Source organism: Variovorax sp. GW821-FHT09D05, from assembly GCF_059416325.1.
In genome coordinates, this window is sequence record NZ_JBWKOZ010000007.1 from 44393 (window position 1) to 65544 (window position 21152).

Annotated in this window: 15 protein-coding genes; 12 read left to right on the forward strand and 3 right to left on the reverse strand. The window is 65.4% G+C overall.

What is annotated here, in order from left to right; all coding sequences use genetic code 11:
* Nucleotides 1-97 precede the first annotated feature (97 nt).
* From AC07O3_RS19645 to AC07O3_RS19700, 12 genes are all read left to right on the forward strand, one after another.
* Nucleotides 98-2233 carry a 3-hydroxyacyl-CoA dehydrogenase NAD-binding domain-containing protein gene (locus AC07O3_RS19645; RefSeq protein WP_495340096.1) on the forward strand — a complete coding sequence of 712 codons (2136 nt, stop codon included), beginning with the start codon at nucleotides 98-100 and terminating at the stop codon, nucleotides 2231-2233.
* Nucleotides 2234-2272: 39 nt separating this feature from the next.
* Nucleotides 2273-3463 carry an acetyl-CoA C-acyltransferase gene (locus AC07O3_RS19650; protein WP_093173176.1) on the forward strand — a complete coding sequence of 397 codons (1191 nt, stop codon included), beginning with the start codon at nucleotides 2273-2275 and terminating at the stop codon, nucleotides 3461-3463.
* 10 nt (nucleotides 3464-3473) lie between these two features.
* Nucleotides 3474-4682, forward strand: coding sequence for an acyl-CoA dehydrogenase family protein (locus tag AC07O3_RS19655; RefSeq protein WP_495340097.1), 1209 nt, complete (start codon nucleotides 3474-3476; stop codon nucleotides 4680-4682).
* 11 nt (nucleotides 4683-4693) lie between these two features.
* A complete protein-coding gene (locus AC07O3_RS19660) occupies nucleotides 4694-5848 on the forward strand; it encodes an acyl-CoA dehydrogenase family protein (protein WP_495340098.1) in 1155 nt (384 codons plus the stop codon).
* On the forward strand, nucleotides 5845-6657 hold the full coding sequence (locus AC07O3_RS19665; protein WP_495340099.1) for an oxepin-CoA hydrolase, alternative type: 813 nt from the start codon (nucleotides 5845-5847) through the stop codon (nucleotides 6655-6657). The genes AC07O3_RS19660 and AC07O3_RS19665 overlap by 4 nt, the downstream gene beginning before the upstream one ends.
* A gap of 70 nt (nucleotides 6658-6727) precedes the next feature.
* Nucleotides 6728-7936, forward strand: a complete 1209-nt coding sequence (locus tag AC07O3_RS19670) for a CaiB/BaiF CoA transferase family protein (RefSeq protein WP_093078515.1) — start codon at nucleotides 6728-6730, stop codon at nucleotides 7934-7936.
* Nucleotides 7937-7976: 40 nt separating this feature from the next.
* Complete coding sequence (locus AC07O3_RS19675; protein WP_495340100.1) at nucleotides 7977-8981, forward strand: Bug family tripartite tricarboxylate transporter substrate binding protein; 1005 nt, start codon at nucleotides 7977-7979, stop codon at nucleotides 8979-8981.
* Nucleotides 8982-9023: 42 nt separating this feature from the next.
* Complete coding sequence (locus tag AC07O3_RS19680; protein ID WP_495340101.1) at nucleotides 9024-11006, forward strand: acyl-CoA synthetase; 1983 nt, start codon at nucleotides 9024-9026, stop codon at nucleotides 11004-11006.
* A gap of 35 nt (nucleotides 11007-11041) precedes the next feature.
* The gene (locus AC07O3_RS19685; protein ID WP_495340102.1) at nucleotides 11042-12040 is read left to right on the forward strand and encodes a Bug family tripartite tricarboxylate transporter substrate binding protein; all 999 of its coding nucleotides are present in this window, start codon (nucleotides 11042-11044) and stop codon (nucleotides 12038-12040) included.
* Between the two features lie 42 nt (nucleotides 12041-12082).
* Nucleotides 12083-12832, forward strand: coding sequence for an electron transfer flavoprotein subunit beta/FixA family protein (locus AC07O3_RS19690; protein ID WP_495340103.1), 750 nt, complete (start codon nucleotides 12083-12085; stop codon nucleotides 12830-12832).
* Between the two features lie 2 nt (nucleotides 12833-12834).
* A complete protein-coding gene (locus tag AC07O3_RS19695) occupies nucleotides 12835-13767 on the forward strand; it encodes an electron transfer flavoprotein subunit alpha/FixB family protein (protein ID WP_489017279.1) in 933 nt (310 codons plus the stop codon).
* Between the two features lie 13 nt (nucleotides 13768-13780).
* Entirely contained in the window at nucleotides 13781-14752 is a 972-nt protein-coding gene (locus AC07O3_RS19700) for an NAD(P)H-dependent flavin oxidoreductase (RefSeq protein ID WP_495340104.1), read from the forward strand.
* Nucleotides 14753-15517: 765 nt separating this feature from the next.
* Here the strand turns inward: AC07O3_RS19700 and AC07O3_RS19705 are convergent.
* Genes AC07O3_RS19705 through AC07O3_RS19715 form a run of 3 tightly spaced genes read right to left on the reverse strand, consistent with a single transcriptional unit; the run spans nucleotide 15518 to nucleotide 21112 of the window.
* Nucleotides 15518-18673 (reverse strand): type I restriction endonuclease subunit R, encoded by a 3156-nt coding sequence (locus AC07O3_RS19705; RefSeq protein ID WP_495340105.1) that lies wholly within the window; start codon nucleotides 18671-18673, stop codon nucleotides 15518-15520.
* Complete coding sequence (locus AC07O3_RS19710) at nucleotides 18663-19955, reverse strand: FRG domain-containing protein (protein WP_495340106.1); 1293 nt, start codon at nucleotides 19953-19955, stop codon at nucleotides 18663-18665. The genes AC07O3_RS19705 and AC07O3_RS19710 overlap by 11 nt, the downstream gene beginning before the upstream one ends.
* Nucleotides 19952-21112: a restriction endonuclease subunit S domain-containing protein gene (locus AC07O3_RS19715; RefSeq protein WP_495340107.1), complete on the reverse strand. Its 1161-nt coding sequence runs from the start codon at nucleotides 21110-21112 to the stop codon at nucleotides 19952-19954. The genes AC07O3_RS19710 and AC07O3_RS19715 overlap by 4 nt, the downstream gene beginning before the upstream one ends.
* Between the last annotated feature and the right edge of the window lie 40 nt (nucleotides 21113-21152).

Here is a 21152-nt window from a genome sequence, read left to right on the forward strand (position 1 = left end):
ATGCAATTGTCAAAGCGGCGCAGCGGGCAAAGAATGCTGGGTTCACCCCCAGAGCCTCGAACCGCACGGTTCGCAACGCAAAGAGACAAGCAAGCACATGGCCACCACAACTCCCAGCCCCTCCACGTCCAACGGTCCCGTCACCTTCCAGCGTCGAGGCGACGTGTTCGTGGTGACCATCGACAACCCGCCCGTCAACGCCCTGGGCGTGGATGTGCGCCGCGGCCTCGTGGGCGCCATCGACGCGGCCGAGGCCGACAGCGCCGCCGCGGCGGTGCTGATCGTCGGCGCGGGCCGCAACTTCATCGCTGGTGCGGATATCCGCGAGTTCGGCAAGACGCCGCAACCGCCGTCGCTGCCCGAGGTCTGCCTGAAGATCGAGAACTGCACGAAGCCGGTTGTCGCCGCAATCCACGGCGCCGCACTGGGTGGCGGGCTCGAAGTGGCGCTGTCGGCGCACTACCGCCTCGCATCGCCCACGGCCAAGCTCGGCCTGCCCGAAGTGGCGCTCGGCCTTCTGCCCGGCTCGGGCGGCACGCAGCGTGCGCCGCGCCTCATCGGCGTGAAGCCCGCGCTCGAGCTGATGCTCAGCGGCCGCCATGCGGGCGCGAAGGAAGCGCTGTCGCTCGGCCTCGTCGACCGCCTCGGCACCGATGCCGACGCGCTGGCTGAAGGCCTTGCCTACGCGCAGGAACTGGTCGCCGCCAAGGCCCCGGTGCGCCGCACGCGCGAAGCCGGCGCGCTGGCCGACAAGGAAGCCAGCCGCGCCGCCCTAGAAGCCGCGCGCGCCGACACCGCGAAGAAGAGCCGCGGCCTGTTCTCGCCGATGAAGATCATCGAAGCCGTCGAAGGCGCGCTCACGCTGCCCTTCGACGAAGGCATGGCGCTCGAACGCAAGCTGTTCCTGCAGTGCATCGACAGCCCGCAGCGCGCCGGCCTGATCCACGCCTTCTTCGCCGAGCGCGAAGTGCTGAAGGCGCCCGAGACCAAGAGCGCGAAGCCGCGTGCGCTGGAGTCGGCCGGCATCATCGGCGGCGGCACCATGGGCGCGGGCATCGCGGTGGCGATGCTCGACGCGGGCATGCCCGTGACCATGATCGAGCGCGACGACACCCAGCTCGCGCGCGGCCGCGCCAACGTGGAGAAGGTGTACGACGGCCTCATCAAGAAGGGCCGCATGACGCCCGAGGCCAAGACCGCCGTCATGGCGCGCTTCTCGGGCTCCACGTCTTACGACGCACTCGCGCAGGTCGACATCGTGGTCGAGGCCGTGTTCGAGGAAATGGGCGTCAAGAAGGCCGTGTTCGCCGAACTCGACCGCGTGTGCAAGCGCGGCGCCGTCATCGCCACCAACACCTCGTACCTCGACATCGACCAGATCGCTGACAGCATCTCGCGCCCGCAGGACGTGGTGGGCCTGCACTTCTTCTCGCCGGCCAACATCATGAAGCTGCTGGAAATCGTGGTGCCCGCCAAGGTGAGCGCCGACGTGGTCGCCACCGGCTTCGAGCTTGCGAAGAAGCTCAAGAAGGTGCCGGTGCGCGCCGGCGTGTGCGACGGCTTCATCGGCAACCGCATCCTCGCCGTGTACCGCCAGGCCGCCGACCACATGATGGAAGACGGCGCCTCGCCGTATCAGATCGACGAAGCGGTGCGCAACTTCGGCTATCCGATGGGTCCGTTCCAGGTGTCCGACCTGGCCGGCGGCGACATCGGCTGGGCCACGCGCAAGCGCAAGGCCGCCACGCGCGACCCGCAAGCGCGCTACGTGCAGGTGGCCGACCGCATCTGCGAGCGCGGCTGGTTCGGCCAGAAGACGCAGCGCGGCTACTACCTGTACCCCGAAGGCGCGCGCACCGGCGTGCCCGACCCCGAGGTGCTGGCCATCATCGATGCCGAGCGCGAACGCGCGGGCATCAAGCCGCGCGCCTTCACCGAGGAAGAAATCATGCGCCGCTACATGGCCGCAATGATCAACGAAGGCGCCAACGTCGTGCTCCAGCGCATCGCGCTGCGCCCGCTCGACGTGGACGTGACCTTCCTCTACGGCTACGGCTTCCCGCGCCACCGCGGCGGCCCGATGAAATACGCCGACACCGTGGGCCTGCCCAAGGTGCTGGCCGACATCCGCGAGTTTGCCAAGGAAGACCCGATCTTCTGGAAGCCCTCGCCGCTGCTGGTCGAGCTGGTCGCGCAAGGCGCCGATTTCGCCAGCCTCAATCAATCCGAGTAATCCGAGTCCATTTCAGTCAGCCGTCCAGGAGACATTCCCATGCGTGAAGCCGTCATCGTTTCCACCGCCCGCACCCCGCTCACCAAGGCGCACCGCGGCGAATTCAACATCACCCCCGGCCCCACGCTGGCTGCCTTCGCGGTGAAGGCAGCGGTAGAGCGCTCGGGCCTCGACGCGGCGCTGATCGAGGACGCGATCCTCGGCTGCGGCTACCCCGAAGGCACCACCGGCCGCAACATCGCGCGCCAGGCCATCATCCGCGCGGGCCTGCCGATCAGCATCGCCGGCACCACGGTCAATCGCTTCTGCGCCTCGGGCCTGCAGGCGATTGCGATGGCCGCGGGCCGCATCGTGGTGGACGGCGCGCCGGCCATGATCGCGGGCGGCGTCGAAAGCATCTCGCAGATCCGCTCGCGCAGCGCCACCGATGCTGGCGACAGCGGCATGGACCCGTGGATCGTCGAGCACAAGCCCGAGCTGTACATGGCGATGATCGAAACCGCCGACATCGTGGCAAAGCGCTACGGTATTACCCGCGAGGCGCAGGACCGCTTCTCCGCCGAAAGTCAGCGCCGCACCGAAGAAGCGCAGATCGCCGGCCGCTACAAGGACGAGATCGTCGCCTGCACCACCACGATGGCCGTGACCGACAAGGAGACGAAGGAAGTCACCTACCGCGAAGTCACTGCCACCGAAGACAACTGCAACCGCCGAGGCACCACCTACGAGGCGCTCGCCAAGCTGAAGCCCGTGATGGGCGAGGACAAGTTCGTCACCGCAGGCAACGCCTCGCAGCTGTCGGACGGCGCATCGGCCTGCGTGCTGATGGAAGCCAAGGACGCCGAGCGCGCCAACATCAAGCCGCTGGGTGCATTCCGCGGCCTGGCAGTCGCCGGCTGCGAGCCCGACGAAATGGGCATCGGCCCGGTGTTCGCAGTGCCCAAGCTGCTCGCGCGCCACGGCCTCAAGGTGCAGGACATCGGCCTGTGGGAACTCAACGAAGCCTTCGCCTCGCAGTCGATCTACTGCCAGGACAAGCTGGGCATTCCGTCGGAGCTTCTGAACGTGAACGGCGGAGCGATCTCCATCGGCCACCCCTTCGGCATGACCGGCGCGCGCCTCACGGGCCACGTGCTCATCGAAGGCAAGCGCCGCGGCGCGAAGTACGCCGTGGTCACGATGTGCATCGCCGGCGGCATGGGCGCGGCCGGCTTGTTCGAAATCTATTGAGGAGCCAGCGATGGACCTGAACTTCACCCCCGAAGAAGAAGCCTTCCGCAGCGATGTGCGCGCCTTCCTGGCCGACAAGCTGCCCGTGCGGCTGTCGGAGAAAGTGCGCGGCGGCAAGATCCTCGAGAAGGCCGACATGCAGGAATGGCACGCCATCCTCAACGAGCGCGGCTGGCTGGCCAACCACTGGCCCGAGCAGTACGGCGGCCCGGGCTGGACGGCGGTCGAGAAGTTCATCTTCGAGAACGAATGCGCACTGGCCTTTGCGCCGCGCATCGTGCCCTTCGGCGTGAACATGCTCGGCCCTGTGCTCATCAAGTACGGCAACGAAGCGCAGAAAAGCTACTGGCTGCCGCGCATCCTGAACGGCGCCGACTGGTGGTGCCAGGGCTATTCGGAACCCGGCGCAGGCTCCGACCTGGCAGCGGTGAAGACCTCAGCCGTGCGCGGCATCGACGCGCAGGGCGACCACTACATCGTGAACGGCCAGAAGACCTGGACCACGCTGGGCCAGCACGCCAACATGATCTTCTGCCTGGTGCGCACCAACCGCGAGGCGAAGAAGCAGGAGGGCATCAGCTTCCTGCTGATCGACATGAACTCGCCCGGCGTGGAAGTGCGCCCGATCATCACGCTCGACGGCGAGCATGAGGTGAACGAGGTGTTCTTCTCCGACGTGCGCGTGCCCGCCGAGAACCTCGTGGGCGAAGAGAACAAGGGCTGGACTTGCGCCAAGTACCTGCTGACGTACGAGCGCACCAACATCGCGGGCGTGGGCTTCTCGGTGGCCGCGCTCGAACAGCTCAAGGGCATTGCGGCCACGCAGACCAAGAACGGCAGGCCGCTGGCCGAAGACCCGGCCTTCGCGGCACGCATGGCGCGCGTCGAGATCGACCTGGAGAACATGAAGACCACCAACCTGCGCGTGATTGCGGCGGTGGCCGGTGGCGGCGTGCCAGGCGCGGAAAGCTCGATGCTGAAGATCCGCGGCACCGAGATCCGCCAGGAGATTTCTTCGCTGGCCCGCCGCGCGATGGGCGTCTATGGCCGCCCCTTCATCGCCGAGGCGCTGAAAGACGGCTTCACCGGCGAGACCTTCGGACCAGCTTATGCATCGGCCGCCGCCTCGCGCTACTTCAACAACCGCAAGCTGTCGATCTTCGGCGGCTCGAACGAAATCCAGAAGAACATCATCAGCAAGATGATCCTGGGTCTGTAAGGAGACATGCAATGAACTTCGAACACACCGAAGACCGGCGCATGCTCGCCGACAGCCTGAACCGCTTCATCGCCGAGCAGTACGCGTTCGACGCACGCGACCGCATCGCGAAATCGGAGCACGGGTTCAGCAAGGAAATCTTCCAGCAGTTCGCCGAACTGGGCGTGATCGGCGCGCTGTTCAGCGAGGCCGATGGCGGCTTCGGCGGTGGCGGTTTCGACATCGCGGTGGTCTTCGAGGCACTGGGCCGCGGCCTGGTGATCGAGCCGCTGCTGGGCGCCGTGATGGTCGGCGAGGCACTCAGCGCCGCAGGCACCAACGCGCAGAAAGAGAAGCTCGCAGACATCATCAACGGCGTGACCGTGGCAGCCTTCGCGCACGACGAGGCCGACACGCACTACGAACGCACGCGCGTGGCTACCAAGGCCGAGCGCTGTGGCGATGGCTGGGTGCTTCACGGTGCCAAGGCCGTGGTGCCTCAGGGCGAGCAGGCCGACCTTTTCCTCGTGTCCGCCCGAACCTCGGGCAAGGTGGACGACGAAGCCGGCATCTCGCTGTTCCTCGTGCCCGCGAAGACGGCAGGCCTCACGGTGCGCGGCTGCCCCGCCATCGACGGTGGCCGTGTCGCCGAACTCTCGTTCGACGGCGTGAAGCTGGGCGCCGATGCACTGCTGGGCACCGAAGGCCAGGGCCACGCTACGCTGGAACGCGCCATCGGCCGCGGCGTGCTCGCACTGTGCGCCGAAGCGCTGGGCGCGATGGAAGCGGCCAAGACCGCGACGCTGGAGTACCTGCGCACGCGCAAGCAGTTCGGCACGCTGATCGGCAGCTTCCAGGCCCTGCAGCACCGCATGGCCGACCTGCTGCTCGAGATCGAACAGGCCCGCTCGGCCGTCATCAACGCCGCGGCAGCCATCGACACCGGCGACCGCGTGACGCGCGAGCGTGCGCTGTCGGCCGCCAAGTTCAGCATCGGCCGCATCGGCGCGCTGGTGGCGGAAGAAAGCATCCAGATGCACGGCGGCATCGGCATGACGTGGGAGCTGCCGATGCCCCACTACGCCAAGCGCCTCGTGATGATCGACCACCAGCTGGGCGACGAAGACCACCATCTGCAGCGCTACATTGCCCTGGGCAAAGAGTCCGGCAAGGAGCTGGCGGCATGACGGACAAGACGGTTCTGATCTCGCAGGAAGGCGACGTACGCATCCTGACCAACAGCAACCCCGGCGCACGCAACGCGATCACGCCGACGCTGTACGCCGAACTCTCGGCCGCACTCGCCGATGCACAGAACGACCCCGAAGTGGGCGCCGTGGTGTTCACCGGCGCAGGTGACTTCTTCTGCTCCGGCGGTGACCTCAACCTGCTGGCCAAGCGCCGCGAGCTGCCCGCCTCGGAGCGCCGCGAAAAGCTCGAAGGCCTGCATGACCTGATCCGCGCGATCCGCGATTCCGGCAAGCCCGTGATCGCGGCGGTCGAAGGTGGCGCTGCCGGTGCTGGGCTGTCTATGGCGCTGGCCTGCGACATGCTGGTGTCGGCGCGAGACGCCTTCTTTACCGTGGCCTACGTCAAGGTCGGCCTCACGCCGGACGGCGGCGCCACGGCATTCCTGTCGGAGTTCGTCTCGCGCCAGGTGCTGACGGAGATGTGCCTCACCGGCGACCGCATGCCGGCCGAGCGCCTGCACGCACTGGGCGCGGTCAACCGCCTGACCGACAAGGGCGCGGCGCTGGCCGAAGCCATCGCGCTCGCAGCCAAGGTGGCGAGCGGCCCGCAACGCGCGAGCGCCCGCATCAAGACGCTGTGCCGCCAGGCACACCGCGCCACGCTGGAAGAGCAGCTCGACGCCGAGGCCGTGTTCATGGTCGAGTCGCAGGCGGACGCCGAAGCGGCCGAAGGCATCGGCGCGTTCCTCGGCAAGCGCAAGGCCGACTTCGTCGCGCTGCGCCGACAGAAGCAGGACGCGTCCTGACACGCGCCGTGCTCACCCTTCCAACCTCTTGCACGCAGGTGCGGAGGTTTTTCGTCTTTCTGGAGCTGCCATGTCTTCGCTGAATTCCTCGCTGCCGCTTGCCGGCGTGCGCGTCCTCGACTTGTCCCGCATCCTCGCGGGCCCCTGGTGCGGCATGGTGCTGGCCGACATGGGTGCAGAGGTCATCAAGGTAGAACACCCCGGCCGCGGCGACGACACGCGCGACTGGGGCCTGCGTGTCGGCAAGACCGAGACCGCCTACTTCAACAGCGTGAACCGCAACAAGCGCTCGGTCACGCTCGACCTGCAGACGCCCGAAGGCCAGCAGCTCGCGCGCGACCTCGCGAAGCAATGCGACGTGGTGATCCAGAACTTCAAGTTCGGCGGCATCGACAAGCTGGGCCTGGGCTACGAACAGCTGAGCAAGGAGCAGCCCGGCCTCATCTACTGCTCGATCTCGGGCTACGACCGCACCGGCCCCGAAGCCGCGCGACCGGGCTACGACCTCGTGGTGCAAGGCGAAGCCGGCCTGATGGCACTGAACGGCGAAGCGAACCAACCGCCGCTGAAGTTCGGCGTGGCTGCCGTCGACCTGTTCACCGGCATGTACTCGGCGCAGGCCATCCTGGCCGCGCTGTACCAGCGCGAGAAAACCGGCAAGGGCCGGCATGTCGAGATGGCACTGTTCGACTGCGGCCTGATGATCACCGCCTACTACGGCCTCGAAGCGCTGCTGATGGGCGAAGACCCGCCGCGCTACGGCAACTCGCACCCGTCGATCGTGCCCTACGGCGTGTTCGATGCGGCCGACGGCCCGCTGGTCATCACCGTGGGCAACAACGCGCAGTTCGCGCGCTTCTGCACCGACGTGATCGAGCGGCCCGACCTCGCTGCCGACGAACGCTTCAAGACCAACATCCTGCGTTCTGCAAACCGCGCGGTACTGCTGCCCGAGCTGCATGCCGAGCTGGCCAAGCGCCAGCGCGCCGACCTGCTCGCGAAGCTCACCGCCTCGGGCATTCCGTGCGGCGAGGTGCTGGGCCTGCTCGAAGCGCTGCAATCGAAGCGTGCGACCGATGCCGGCCTCGTGACCACGCAGCCGCACCCGGTGGCCGGCACGGTCAACGTGCTGGCACCGCCCTACCGTTTCGACGGCGAGCGCCTGCCGGTGCGCAGCGCGCCGCCCACATTGGGCGAAGGCACGCACGACGTGCTGCAGTCCCTGCTCGGCCTGTCGGATGAAAAGCTGGCCGCGCTTAAAACAAGTGGCGTCGTCTGAAGAAGACAGGCGCCCGCATTTCCAAAGTAGACAAGACCCAATGGCATCCTTTTCTTCCCTTCGCAGTTCCCTTCGCAGTCCCGTTCGCCGCGCCCTTCTTGCACTCGCCCTGCCCCTGGTGGCCGGCACCGCCTTCGCGCAGGCCTGGCCCGCCAAGCTGATCACGCTGATCGTGCCCTTCCCGCCCGGCGGCCCGACCGACGTGGCCTCGCGCATCGTGGCGCAGAAGATGTCGGTCGCGCTCAAGCAGAACATCGTGATCGACAACCGCAGCGGCGCATCGGGCACCGTGGGCGCTGCTGCCGCGGCCCGCGCCGCGCCCGATGGCTACACCTTCGTGATGCTGGCCACGCCCACGCTGCTGGCCTCGCACCTGTACGGCCCCACCGGCTACGACATCTTCAAGAACTTCACGCCCGTGGGCTCGGTGTACGACCTGCCGATCGTGCTGGTGGTCAACCCCAAGTCGCTGCCCGACGTGACCGGCGTGCAGGGCCTGATCGCCAAGGCCAAGGCCGAAGGCGGCAAGCTCAACTACACGAGCGCGGGCGCCGGCAGCTTCGGCCACCTGACGACCGAGCAGCTGAAGACCATCGGCAAGTTCGACATGCAGCACGTGCCCTACCGCGGCAGCGCGCCGGCCGTGACCGACCTGATCGGCGGCCAGGTGCCCGCGATGTTCTCTGACCTTGTGGGCGTGCTGCCGCACATCAAGGCCGGCAAGCTGCGCGCCATCGCGGTCGGCTCCGGCCAGCGCGTGAGCCTGCTGCCCGATGTGAAGACGGTGGCCGAACAGGGCTTCCCGGGCTTCGACGCAACCTCTTGGGGCGGCCTGCTGGCGCCGGCCGGCACGCCCAAGGACGTGATCGACCGCATGAGCGCCGAACTCAAGACCGCGCTGGCCGACAAGGAAGTGCAGGACAAGCTCCAGAGCGTCGGCACCTTCTCGGCCTACCGCACGCCCGAGCAGACGGGCGTGCGCATGCGCGAGGACTTCGAGCGCTGGGGCAAGGTCATTCGCGACAACCACATCACGAACCAGTAAAACGGCCGGGCCGGCAGGGCGACAACACCAAGGAGACAAGACATGACAGACAGGCACGACAACAACTACAGCACCCCGGTCGGCGCGCCGTTCCGCCCCGCCCTTCCCGTTCGCAGCCTCGCCGACATCCGCAAGCTCGAAGAGACGCCGCTGGAGCAGGCGCTCACGGTGCGCAGCACCTACGAGATCTTCCGCAACGCGGGCCACGCCTTCGGCGGCAAGACGGCGCTGACCTTCCTGCGCACCGGCAACCCGGCCGACGAACCCATTCGCTGGTCGTACGCCGAACTGCTCGCGCGCATCCACCAGACCGCGAACATGCTGCACACGCTGGGTGTGGGGCCTGACGACGCGGTGGCGGTGCTGCTGCCCGGTTGCCTGGAGTACCACCTCGCGCTGTGGGGCGGCGAGGCGGCCGGCATCGTGCAGCCGCTGAACCCGCTGCTCACCGACGAGAAGCTGGTCGCGCTGATGACCGCGGGCCGCGCCAAGGTGCTGATCGCCTACGGCTCGGACAGCGAATCGGGCATGTGGTCGAAGGCGATGCGCCTGCGCGGCCAGGTGCCGACGCTGACCACGGTGCTGCGCGTGGCGCCGCACGACGAAGCGCCGGGCGCTGCCGGCACGCTGCCTGGAGCAGGATCGGACAGCGCGACCGCGCTGCCGGGCGTTGCCGAGTTCGACGTGCTGCGCGCCGCGCAACCCGACGACCGCCTCGTGAGCGGCCGAGACATCGCGCCGACCGACATCGCCGCCTACTTCCACACCGGCGGCACCACGGGTGCGCCGAAGCTCGCGCGCCACAGCCACGGCGCGCAGGTGTTCACGGCCTGGGCCAGCGTGCAGGTCGCGGGCATGAACGAGAGCGGCATCTCCATCAACGGCTATCCGCTGTTCCACGTGGCGGGCGTGCTGCCGGCATCGCTCTCGTCGCTGTCGGCGGGCGTGGAAGTGATCATTCCCACGCCCTCGCTGCTGCGCAACAAGGAGGTGCTGGCCAACTACTGGAAGCTGGTGGCGAAGTACCGCCCGACCTCGCTGTCGGCCGTGCCCACCGTGCTCGCGGCGCTGGCCAATGTGCCGCTGGACGGCGCGGACATTTCATCGATCACCTATTGCCGCACCGGCGCCGCCGTGCTCGCGCCCGAGCTGGCCGCGCGCTTCGAGCGGCTGTTCGGCCTGCACGTGCACGAGAGCCTGGGCATGACGGAGATGGCCGGCATCTCGACCATCACACCACCGGGCGTGGACGGGCCCGCGGGCTGCGTGGGCTTTCGCCTGCCCTACATGCAGATGCGCGTGGTGGCGCTCGACGAGAACGGCAACGCCAGCGACCGCGAGGTGGCGCCCGGCGAACAGGGCATGGTGCTGTTCAAGTCGCCCAATGTGTTCTCCGGCTTCGTGGACCCGGCCGACAACGCCAAGGCCTTCACGGCCGACGGCTGGCTCGCGACCGGCGACCTGGGCTGGATCGACAGCGAGGAGCGACTCAACCTCACGGGCCGCTCGAAGGACCTGATCATCCGCAGCGGCCACAACATCGACCCCAAGACCATCGAGGACGCGCTGGGCGCGCATCCCGCCGTGCAACTGTGCGCCGCCGTGGGCGCGCCCGATGCCTATGCGGGCGAACTGCCCGTGATCTTCGCGACGCTGGTGCCCAGCGCCTCGGCAACGGAAGAAGAGCTGCTGGCCTTCACCGCCGAGCGCGTGGACGAAGCGCCCGCAAAGCCCAAGTGGGTGTCGGTGATCGAGACCATGCCGATGACCAACGTCGGAAAGATCTACAAGCCCGAGCTGCGCGCGATGGCCGCACGCCAGGTGGTGAGCGCGACGGTCGTCGAGGTGTGCGTATCGCTCGGCCTGCCCGAGGCCGCGCGCCCTGTGGTGAAGACCGAAGGCGAAAGCCTCGTGCGCGTGCTGATCGACAACGCGGCAGCGGGCGCACTGGCCGCATCGCTTCAGGAGCGGCTGCAGAAGGCGCTGGAGCCGCTGCCCTTCAAGACGCGCATCGGGGCGCAGTGATTTTTGAAACCAAGACAGAGAGACAGAGACAAGCCATGACCATCCGCCTTCCGAACCGCCGCGCCTTGCTGTGCGCCGCCGCTTCCGTCGCCACGCTGTGCGCGCTGCCCGCAGCAAATGCCCAGACCGCTTACCCCAACAAACCGATCCGCATGGTCGTGCCCTTCGCCGCCGGCGGCGCCACCGACGTGCTCGCGCGCGTGATCGGCCAGAAGATGTCGGCCGGCCTGGGCCAGCCCGTCATCATCGACAACAAGCCCGGCGCGGCCGGCATCATCGGCACCGACGCGGTCGCCAAGGCTGCGCCCGACGGCTACACCATCGTGCTGGGGCTGAGCAATTCGCTGATGACCAACGAGTTCCTGTACGAGAAGCTGCCCTACGACACGCAGCGCGACCTCACGCTGGTCTACCAGATCGCGATGGCGCCGCTGGTGCTGGTGGTGCACCCGAGCGTTCCCGTGAAGACCGGTCCCGAGCTGCTGAAGTACGTCACCGCCAACAAGGGCAAGGTGGCTTACGGCTCGTACGGCGTGGGCGCATACCCGCACCTGGCCGGCGCGCACATGAGCCTGGCCACGCAGTCCGACATGAACCACGTCGCCTACAAGGGCGAGGCGCCGATGATGCAGGACCTGATCGGCGGCCAGATCCAGATGGCTTATGCGAGCGCGCTGGTGGCCAAGCCGCACATCGATTCCGGGAAGATCCGCGCCATCGGCGTGAGCGGCGAGCGCCGCATGAGCACGCTGCCCAACGTGCCTACGCTGGCAGAGCAGGGCCTGAAGGACGAGGCCTACCGCGTGACGGGCTGGCTCGCCATCGCGGCTCCTGCAAAGACACCGAAACCCATCGTGGACCGCATCGCCGAAGAAGTGCGCAAGGCCACGCAGCAGCCCGACGTGCGCGAACGCGTGGCAGCCATGGGCTTCGAGATCAAGGACAGCTCGCCCGAACTCTTCGCCACCGCCTGGAAGGCCGAGCGCCCGGTGTGGGAGCGCCTCATCAAGCAGTCGGGCGCCAAGCTCGAGTAACCCATTCACTCATTCATTTCTTCGTCATTCAAAGGAACAGCCATGAAGGTTCTTGTACCTGTCAAACGGGTCGTCGACTACAACGTGAAAGTGCGCGTCAAGAGCGACGGCACCGGAGTGGACATTGCCAACGTCAAGATGAGCATGAACCCCTTCGACGAGATCGCCGTTGAAGAAGCCGTTCGCCTGAAGGAAAAGGGCGTCGTGACCGAAGTCATCGCCGTCTCGTGCGGTGATGCCAAATGCCAGGAAACCCTGCGCACCGCCATGGCCATCGGCGCCGACCGCGGCATCCTCGTGGAAACCACCGAAGAACTGCAGCCCCTGGCCGTCGCCAAGCTGCTCAAGGCGCTGGTGGACAAGGAACAACCGTCGCTCATCATCCTGGGCAAGCAAGCCATCGACGACGACGCCAACCAGACCGGCCAGATGCTGGCGGCTCTTGCTGACCTGCCCCAGGCCACCTTCGCCTCCAAGGTCGAAGTCGCTGGTGACAAAGCCACCGTCACCCGCGAAGTCGACGGCGGCCTGGAAACCATCTCCCTCACGCTGCCGGCCGTCATCACCACCGACCTGCGCCTGAACGAGCCGCGCTACGTCACCTTGCCCAACATCATGAAGGCCAAGAAGAAGACGCTCGACGTCTTCAAGCCCGAGGACCTGGGCGTGGACGTCAAGCCGCGCCTGAAGACCCTGAAGGTGGCTGAGCCCCCCAAGCGCGGCGCCGGCATCAAGGTGCCCGATGTTGCAACGCTGGTGGACAAACTGAAGAACGAAGCGAAGGTGATCTGAACATGACCGCACTTGTTATTGCCGAACACGACCACGCGACCGTCAAGCCCGCGACCCTGAACACCGTGACCGCTGCGCTGGCCTGCGGTGGCGATGTCCACGTGCTGGTGGCCGGTGCCAATGCAGCCGAAGCCGGCAAGGCCGCCGCACAGATCGCCGGAGTCTCCAAAGTCATCGTGGCCGACAGCCCCAGCCTGGCTGAGAACCTCGCCGAGAACGTCGCAGCCCAGGTGCTGGCGATCGCATCCAACTACAGCCACATCCTGTTCCCCTCGACCGCCAACGGCAAGAACGTCGCGCCTCGCGTGGCTGCCAAGCTGGACGTCGCTCAGATCAGCGACATCACCAAAGTCGACAGCCCCGACACCTTCGAGCGACCGATCTACGCGGGCAACGCCATTGCCACCGTGCAGAGCAGTGACGCAACCAAGGTGATCACGGTGCGCACGACCGGCTTCGATGCCGCAGCCGCCACGGGTGGCAGCGCAGCGGTTGAAACGGCCGAAGGCGTTGCAGACAGCGGCAAGAGCAGCTTCGTGGGCCGTGAAGTCACGAAGAGCGAGCGCCCCGAACTGACGGCGGCCAAGATCATCGTCTCGGGCGGCCGGGCGTTGGGCAGCGCAGAGAAGTTCACCGAAGTGATGGCCCCTCTGGCCGACAAGCTGAACGCAGGCCTTGGCGCCAGCCGCGCGGCCGTCGACGCGGGCTACGCCCCCAACGACTGGCAAGTGGGCCAGACGGGCAAGATCGTCGCTCCGCAGCTGTACATCGCAGCAGGCATCTCGGGCGCCATCCAGCACTTGGCCGGCATGAAGGACTCCAAGGTGATCGTGGCGATCAACAAGGACGAAGAAGCCCCGATCTTCTCGGTGGCCGACTACGGCCTCGTGGCCGACCTGTTCACGGCCGTGCCGGAACTGGTGAAGGCGCTGTAAGGGGTCTTCGACGATGAAGACCCGTATCACCGAACTGCTCGGCATCCGCTACCCGATCATCCAGGGCGGCATGCAATGGGTGGGCCGCGCCGAGCTGGCCGCGGCCGTGTCGAATGCCGGGGGCCTCGGCATCGTCACCGCGCTGACGCAGCCCACGCCCGACGACCTGCGCAACGAAATCGCGCGCACCCGCACGCTCACCGACAAGCCCTTCGGCGTGAACCTCACGATCCTGCCGGCGGTGAAGCCGCCGCCGTATGCGGAGTACGTGCAAGCCATCATCGACAGCGGCATCAAGATCGTGGAGACCGCGGGCAACAGCCCGAAGGACTTCATCGAGGCACTGAAGCGCCATGACGTGAAGATCGTGCACAAGTGCACTTCGGTGCGCCATGCGCTGTCGGCGGAGCGCAATGGCGTCGATGCCGTGTCGGTGGACGGCTTCGAATGCGCGGGCCATCCGGGCGAGGACGACGTGCCCGGCCTAGTGCTGCTGCCCGTCGCGGCGCGCAAGCTGCGCATTCCGATCATTGCGTCGGGCGGCATTGCCGACGGGCGCGGCATGGCCGCCGCACTGGCACTGGGTGCCGAAGGCGTGAACATGGGCACGCGCTTCTGCGTGACGAAGGAAGCGCCGATCCACGACAACATCAAGCAGGCGCTGGTCGCGGCAACCGAGCGCGACACGAAGCTGATGTTCCGCACCCTGCACAACACGGCGCGCGTGTTCCGCAACGCCATCTCCGAAGAGGTGGTGGCTACGGAGAACCGCCCGGGTGGCTGCGAGTTCGAGGACGTGCGACCGCTGGTGGCCGGCGCGCGGGGCCGTGCGGCGCTGGAGTCTGGCGAGGTGCACAACGGCGTGGTCTCGGCCGGGCAGTGCATCGGGCTGATCGACGACATTCCGACTTGTGCCGAGCTGCTCGAGCGCATGGTGCGTGAGTGCCGGGAGCATCTGGACCGGGCGCGGGCCTGGATGGACTGAAGCTTTTGGATTGCATCGGGGGGCGCTCACGCCGACGGGGTGCCTTGCTCCGCGAATGTCCCCCGGCCTTCGGCCTCCTCCTTTATTTCGCTGCGCAAGGCACCCCATCGGCGTGATCGTTCGGAGCCGCTGCGGAAGCTGCATTTGTTGGCAGTCGCCGAGACTTCGTGCCGCATGGAACGCTTACTTCGCCGGGTTCTTCTCTAGAGTGGATGCCCCTGTCACTCAACACCCCAACAAGGGGAGAAGAAAGGCGCAACACACCAAGCCACCACCGAAATGTTTGAAGGCTGCTTGCCTCGCGGCAGGTTGTCGGTGCGAAAGCAGCGATGCAGATGCGAGGTATCAAAAGGCGACGGCCAGGGCGTTACTAGCACCCCAGCCGTCTAACCAAGTTCGTGCAACACCTTGGAAGGACCGCACAAAAATGGCTACCAAGACTATAGCCCGGCCTCTCACGCCGGTAGCTTCCGAAGACAACGCCCAAGACCCGGCGGATCTTCTCGAAAACACCCTCTCTCAGCTTGAAGCTCTCCTGTGGGTCTGCCACGGGGAAGACATCGACTGGTGCAGCGGGGATGGGCCTCGACGATTGGACAACCTGCTTTGGCTTGCGGCTGAACTGGCTCGCAAGGCTGGGGAGTTGTTTCAGATGAGCGAGAAGGCGCGGCGCGGGGCGTCTGACGCTGGCGGGTAGAGGCCGGTCTGCGGGTGAGCGGGCAACGTCGAACTAGTCATTCCAGGCGCTTGGCCGCCATCACCCGATTACTTGGACCACTCGTCCGATAGCGTTTCAGCCTGCTTCAACACCAGTTCCACTGCGTCAGCCTGTTGATCGGGCGGATATTTCCAACGCTGCAGCGTTCGGCGGACCAGAATGCGCAGCTTAGCCCGCACGCTATCACGTACCTGCCAGTCCACCGTGGTACTGGCCCGCAGTTTTTCGGTGATCTCGATAGCGATCTTCTTGAGCGTGTCATCGCCCAACTCACGCACCGCGCTTTCGTTGTTGGCCAGCGCGTCGTAAAAGGCGATCTCATCATGGCCGAGGCCTAGCGCAGCCTCGCGTTCAAGCACGGCCTGGAACTCCTTGGCCATGGCGATCAGCTCTTCGATGACCTGGGCCGTCTCAATCGCGCGGTTGTGGTACTGCCGCAGTGTCTCCAACAGCCGGTCGCCATATTTCTTTTCCAGGACGACGTTGTTGCGGGCGCGGGCCTTGATCTCGTCACGCAGCAGCTTCTCCAGCAGTTCCACGGCCAGGTTGCGGCTCTTCATCTGCCGAATGTCTTCCAGGAACTCGTCGGACAGCAGGCCAATATTGGGTTTATCCAGACCGGCCAGCGCGAAGATGTCCGACACACCGTCGGCCAAGATGGCGTTGTCTAGGATTTGCTTGAGCGCGCTGTTTTTTTCCTCGGCGGTGCGCTTCTTGTCCACCGTGGTGAACTTGGTGATGGCCGCCTTGACCGCCGCGAAGAAAGCGATCTCCTTGCGCAGCGCCACCGCCTCATCCAGCGTGCCACATAGCGAGAACGCCTTGCTCACTGCCGTCATTACATCCAGGAAGCGTTGCTTGCCGTCCTTCAGACCCAGCAGGTGATTAGCGGCCGGCACCAGCAGCACCATCGCCTGAGTCTCGTAGGCGGTGTAGTTAAAGCCGTGCATCAAGCCGCGCAGCACGTCCATCTTCTCTAGTAGCACGGCCAACGCCTCGGCAGCGTTGTGAGTCGGATCGCCCTTGCCCTTGGCGTCGATGTAGGTCTTCAGCGCCGCCTTCAACTCGTTGGCGATGCCGATGTAATCCACCACCAGGCCGCCAGGCTTGTTCTTGAACACCCGGTTTACTCGAGCGATGGCCTGCATCAGGTTGTGGCCCTTCATGGGCTTGTCCACGTACATCGTGTGGCAACAAGGGGCGTCAAAGCCCGTCAGCCACATGTCACGCACGATCACTAGCTTCAGCGAGTCGGCCGGGTTCTTAAATCGCTTCTCCAGCGATTTCTTCACCGCATGGGTGTAGCGGTGCGGTTGTAGCAGCGCCTTGTCAGCAGATGACGCCGTCATCACCACCTTGATGGCGCCTTCTGCTGGGTCGTCGCTGTGCCAGCCCGGCAGCAGCGCCGTGATAGCGTCGTAGAGCCGCACGCAGATCTCGCGGCTCATGCACACGATCATGGCTTTGCCATCGATCGCGCTGACGCGCGCCTCAAAGTGCTGAACCAAGTCCATCGCCACCTGCCTCAGGCGCGGGTCGGCGCCCACCAGCTTCTCCAGCGCCGCCCATTCGCTCTTGGTCTTCTCGCGGCTGGCGACGTCTTCCTCGTCCTCCACCACTTCATCGACCTGTGCATTCAGCCGGTCAATCTCGGCCTGGTTCACATCCAACTTGGCTAGCCGGCTCTCATAGTAGATGGGCACCGTGGCACGGTCATCCACCGCATCCTGGATGTCGTAGATGCTCACGTAGTCACCGAACACCGCCCGGGTGTCCTTGTCTTCGAGCGCGATGGGCGTGCCGGTGAAGCCGATGAAGGTGGCGTTCTTCAGCGCGTCACGCATGTGCTTGGCGAAGCCGAACACATATTTGCCCGTCTTGGTGTTCAGCCGCCCATTCATGCCGTACTGGCTGCGGTGGGCCTCATCCGACATCACCACGATGTTGGCCCGCGCCGACAGCTCGGGGTGTAGCTCTTCGCCTTCCAGCAGCGCGAACTTCTGCACCGTGGTGAAGATAACGCCGCCGGCCTGGCGTGAAGCCAGCATGTCGCGCAGATCATCGCGGCCGGCGGCCTGCAGCGGAGTGGTCTTCAGCAGGTCACTGGCCGCGCAGAACGTGCCGAACAACTGGCCATCGAGGTCGTTGCGATCGGTTACCACCACCACTGTCGGGTTCTTCATCGCCGACTGTTGCAACAGCTTGCCGGCATAGCAGGCCATGGTGATGCTCTTGCCCGAGCCTTGGGTGTGCCACACCACCCCCGCCTTGCGCGAGCCGGGCTGCACCTGCCTGCCGTAGGTGGCGCGCTCTTCCTGCACCTCTAGCAGGCCCTTGTCGGCCTCTTGGGCGGCGATCACCGTGGCGGCCACCGCCTCGCGCACTGCGTGGAACTGGTGGTAGCCCGCCACCTTCTTGATCAGGATGTCACCGTCCTGCTCGAACAGCACGAAGTGCCGCAGATAGTCCAGCAACAGTTCCGGCTTGAAGAAGCCGCGCACCATCGTTTCCAGCTCCATCTGCAGCTGGGGTCGGTCGTCCTCGTGAGCGATGGTGCGCCAGGGCAACATGCGCTCGGCGTCTGCAGTCAGCGAGCCCACGCGGGCCGTAAAGCCATCGCTGACGACCAGCGCCGCATTGCAGTTGAAGAGGTCGGCGGCCTCGGCCTTGTAGGTCTGCAGTTGGTTGAAGGCATCCCAGATATCGACCTGCTCGTTGGCCGGGTTCTTCAACTCGATCACTGCCACTGGCAGGCCGTTGATGAAGGCCACCAGATCAGGCCGCAGCGGCTGCTTGCTGCCTTGAACGGTAAACTGGTTTACCACCAGGAACTCGTTGTTCGACGGGTTGTTGAAGTCGATCAGGCTGACCAGATCCGTGGTCTTGCCTTCGCCGTCAGGTCTAGGAAAGCTCACCTCCACGCCGCCCAACAACAGCCTGTGCACGGCGCGGTTGCGCACCACCAGCAACGGCTCACTCACCCTGGCGATGGCATCGGCTGCCTCTTCCAGCGCCTGCGGCGGAATGTGCGCGTTGATGCGCGCTAGGGCGCCCAGCAGACGGCCACGTAGCACCATCTGCCGATAGTCTGCCCGCTCGACATGCGCCCCCTCAGGCGCAATATCCGGGCCGTGCACATACCGCCAGCCGGACTCTCCAAACCAACGGATGCATTGCTCTTCGAGCTGGTGCTCATTCAGCATAATTGCCGCCCTTCTTGCTCTCGGCGATGGCCATAACCAGGACGTGCTCCACGACGGCTTCGCGCGCGGTGGTTGGGTAGCCAAGCTTGCGCAACAGCACGCGCACTGCTGTACGCAGCCGGGCCTGGACCGCATCGCGAGTGACCCAGTCCACCACCTTGTTCTGCTCGATGGCCTTCGCTAGTTCCTGGGCAATCAAGCCGATGCGGCCGGGCTCGACCTGCGCGGCTTCTGCCGGCTGGCGCAGGATGTCTTCGATGCTCTGCGTTGTGGCGCCCGCTGCATCGGGTGTCGGCGCTCCCGCCTCCGACGCATCCTCCGGCGGCGTCGGGGTGCTTACGGCTTGGCGGACAGCTTGGCGGACGATCTCTGCCGCCTGCTCAGCCTCGGCGGTGAGGATGTTGCAGTACTCCGATGCGCCGATCAGATCGGGAAACAGGCTGGCGTGGTGCACGTTCATGCGCCGCAGGTGGCGCACGCAGGCGCCGCGCTCTTCGTTGCGGACGTAGATCTTGCAGATGTAGCGAGCCAGGATTTCGGGCTGCTCCTCCTCTGATGCCGCGCGCAAGGCCTCATCGGTGAAGCCCTCTTCGTCGGTCAGCACATCGGTCAGCTTGTTTTCCAGCGTCGCGTCGAAAGGGGAGAAGGTGAACAGGCCCGCCTGGTTCACCAGCCGGCCGTGCTGGTCCTTGCGTGGCTCGAACACGCGAATGCCGGTTTCATCCTCGTTGGCGGATAGAAAGCTCTTGTCGAGCACATACACCGCACGGTAAGGGTTGTCCTTTTCGTCCTTGTCGTCTTCCCTGTGGAAGGCAAAGAACAGCGCCACGTAGGGCGAATAGGTCCAGTCCAGCAGCGGTGTCATAAGCCCGTGGTGCTGGCCCACCGCCCACAGCTCATCGTCTTGGTCCACCAAGCCTGTGTCGCTGAGCCGGCCGCGCACCGCGCGCTTGAACAGATCCAGCTGGGCCGTGGCAAGTGCCTCCGAGACGATTCCGTTGGTCGTCACCCGGCCGAGCGTGGGCATCAGGTCCCAGTCGTGGCGACGGTGCCCGCGGAACACCAGCTGCACGCCCGGGCGGTTGAAGAACGGGGCCTCAAGTAATAGGGTGAAGTCGCGCCAACTCTCCAGCCGCGTGACCGGGATGCGCCCGCTCAGCTCGTCAGCCATCACCTCGAAGCGCTTCGTATGTCCGTCAACGCTCCAGAGCGGGATGCGGGTGAAGTAGTCGCTGGGGGATGCCGGCTCTTCGGCTCCGGGCCCCAGGCTGTTCTCGGTCACGCTTCAGCCTCCGCCTCGACATCTTGAACCTGCTGCTCGCCGGAGAAAAGTTTGGGTAGTAACGAGTCTCTCGCAGACGCAAGCCCCCTCGACTCCCGAGCGAGACTGTCGATGTAGCGATAGAAGGGACGGACCTTTTCTGAAAAGAGCTTCAATAAAGAATCCCCCGCACAGACGAATTTCCATCCTGCGATTGCGTCCTTGTCACCGCGAGGCATCTTGGCACCCTTTGCCGTTCTGTTCATGAACTCAAAGAATTGATCTTGGTAAAGCAGATTGAACAGGAACTCTGAACTGTCGGCATCCATGGGCTCGAACGCCAACACGTCGTTTGATCTACCGCCGGCCAATCTGGCCAGCCAAATCTTCTTGAAGTAGGGGCGAATGTTGGACACCAAAACTTGCCCTGAGGAGAAACTGGGCACGGAAGTGACGCTGGGGAGAGAACTCGCTTCAGTGATGCCTCCACGGTTCTCCAGCATGTTCTCAGTTGAAACGTAGGTGGTAGCGCCTAGGCTCGACACATCGATTTTCCCGCCGGGGAATCTGGCAATTTGCATGAGCGTCTTGACCTGCCATCCCTTCGGAATCCTCCCCAGTTCAGAGCCCTCCATCGCTTCCGGAAACAGCGCAGCAATGGCGGCGAGTTGGGCTTGTTGGTCGGGGGGAATGGTGTCAAGTTCGGCGTCGGGCTTGCCGCTAATGGTGCTCATGGCGGCGCGGAGCGGGTCGCGGCCTTCGTCCTTGGCTGCGATCTTGGCTTTGACGGGATCGAAGTCCACAAACCACGACTTGAAGATGGCTTGCGCCATAGCCTCCAGGGTTCGGTTGATGCGGCGGTTGAGGTCGATCTTGGCCTCTACGTCGTCCAGCACATTGACAAGGAGAAGTCGTGTCTCGGAAGGTATCGGGATCGGGAAGGCCAGGAAGTCGTCTCGACTCAACGACAAGTTCGTAGTCCCCATTGACCGCGAACGACAGTACTTTCGATACTCCGGCGAACGCAGCACCCAATACAAATAGGCCCGATCGATCAAATCGCTCTTGAATATGAGCTTCACCGTGTCCTGGGTCATTCGACCCACCGCAACCATGTCAGGTACGCGCGCAACGGAACCCAGCAAATCGCCAGACTGGGTCACGTCCTTCAGTGACACGTAGATGTCGCCTGGATACACAAGCAACTTCCTGGGGCTG

Bases quoted from the DNA above. Each gene is read 5' to 3' on its own strand.
- AC07O3_RS19665 (WP_495340099.1), top strand. From the start codon at position 5,845: ATGACGGACAAGACGGTTCTGATCTCGCAGGAAGGCGACGTACGCATC.
- AC07O3_RS19650 (WP_093173176.1), top strand. From the start codon at position 2,273: ATGCGTGAAGCCGTCATCGTTTCCACCGCCCGCACCCCGCTCACCAAG.
- AC07O3_RS19690 (WP_495340103.1), top strand. From the start codon at position 12,083: ATGAAGGTTCTTGTACCTGTCAAACGGGTCGTCGACTACAACGTGAAA.
- AC07O3_RS19680 (WP_495340101.1), top strand. From the start codon at position 9,024: ATGACAGACAGGCACGACAACAACTACAGCACCCCGGTCGGCGCGCCG.
- AC07O3_RS19675 (WP_495340100.1), top strand. From the start codon at position 7,977: ATGGCATCCTTTTCTTCCCTTCGCAGTTCCCTTCGCAGTCCCGTTCGC.
- AC07O3_RS19685 (WP_495340102.1), top strand. From the start codon at position 11,042: ATGACCATCCGCCTTCCGAACCGCCGCGCCTTGCTGTGCGCCGCCGCT.
- AC07O3_RS19670 (WP_093078515.1), top strand. From the start codon at position 6,728: ATGTCTTCGCTGAATTCCTCGCTGCCGCTTGCCGGCGTGCGCGTCCTC.
- AC07O3_RS19660 (WP_495340098.1), top strand. From the start codon at position 4,694: ATGAACTTCGAACACACCGAAGACCGGCGCATGCTCGCCGACAGCCTG.
- AC07O3_RS19705 (WP_495340105.1), bottom strand. From the start codon at position 18,673: ATGCTGAATGAGCACCAGCTCGAAGAGCAATGCATCCGTTGGTTTGGA.
- AC07O3_RS19645 (WP_495340096.1), top strand. From the start codon at position 98: ATGGCCACCACAACTCCCAGCCCCTCCACGTCCAACGGTCCCGTCACC.
- AC07O3_RS19695 (WP_489017279.1), top strand. From the start codon at position 12,835: ATGACCGCACTTGTTATTGCCGAACACGACCACGCGACCGTCAAGCCC.
- AC07O3_RS19655 (WP_495340097.1), top strand. From the start codon at position 3,474: ATGGACCTGAACTTCACCCCCGAAGAAGAAGCCTTCCGCAGCGATGTG.
- AC07O3_RS19700 (WP_495340104.1), top strand. From the start codon at position 13,781: ATGAAGACCCGTATCACCGAACTGCTCGGCATCCGCTACCCGATCATC.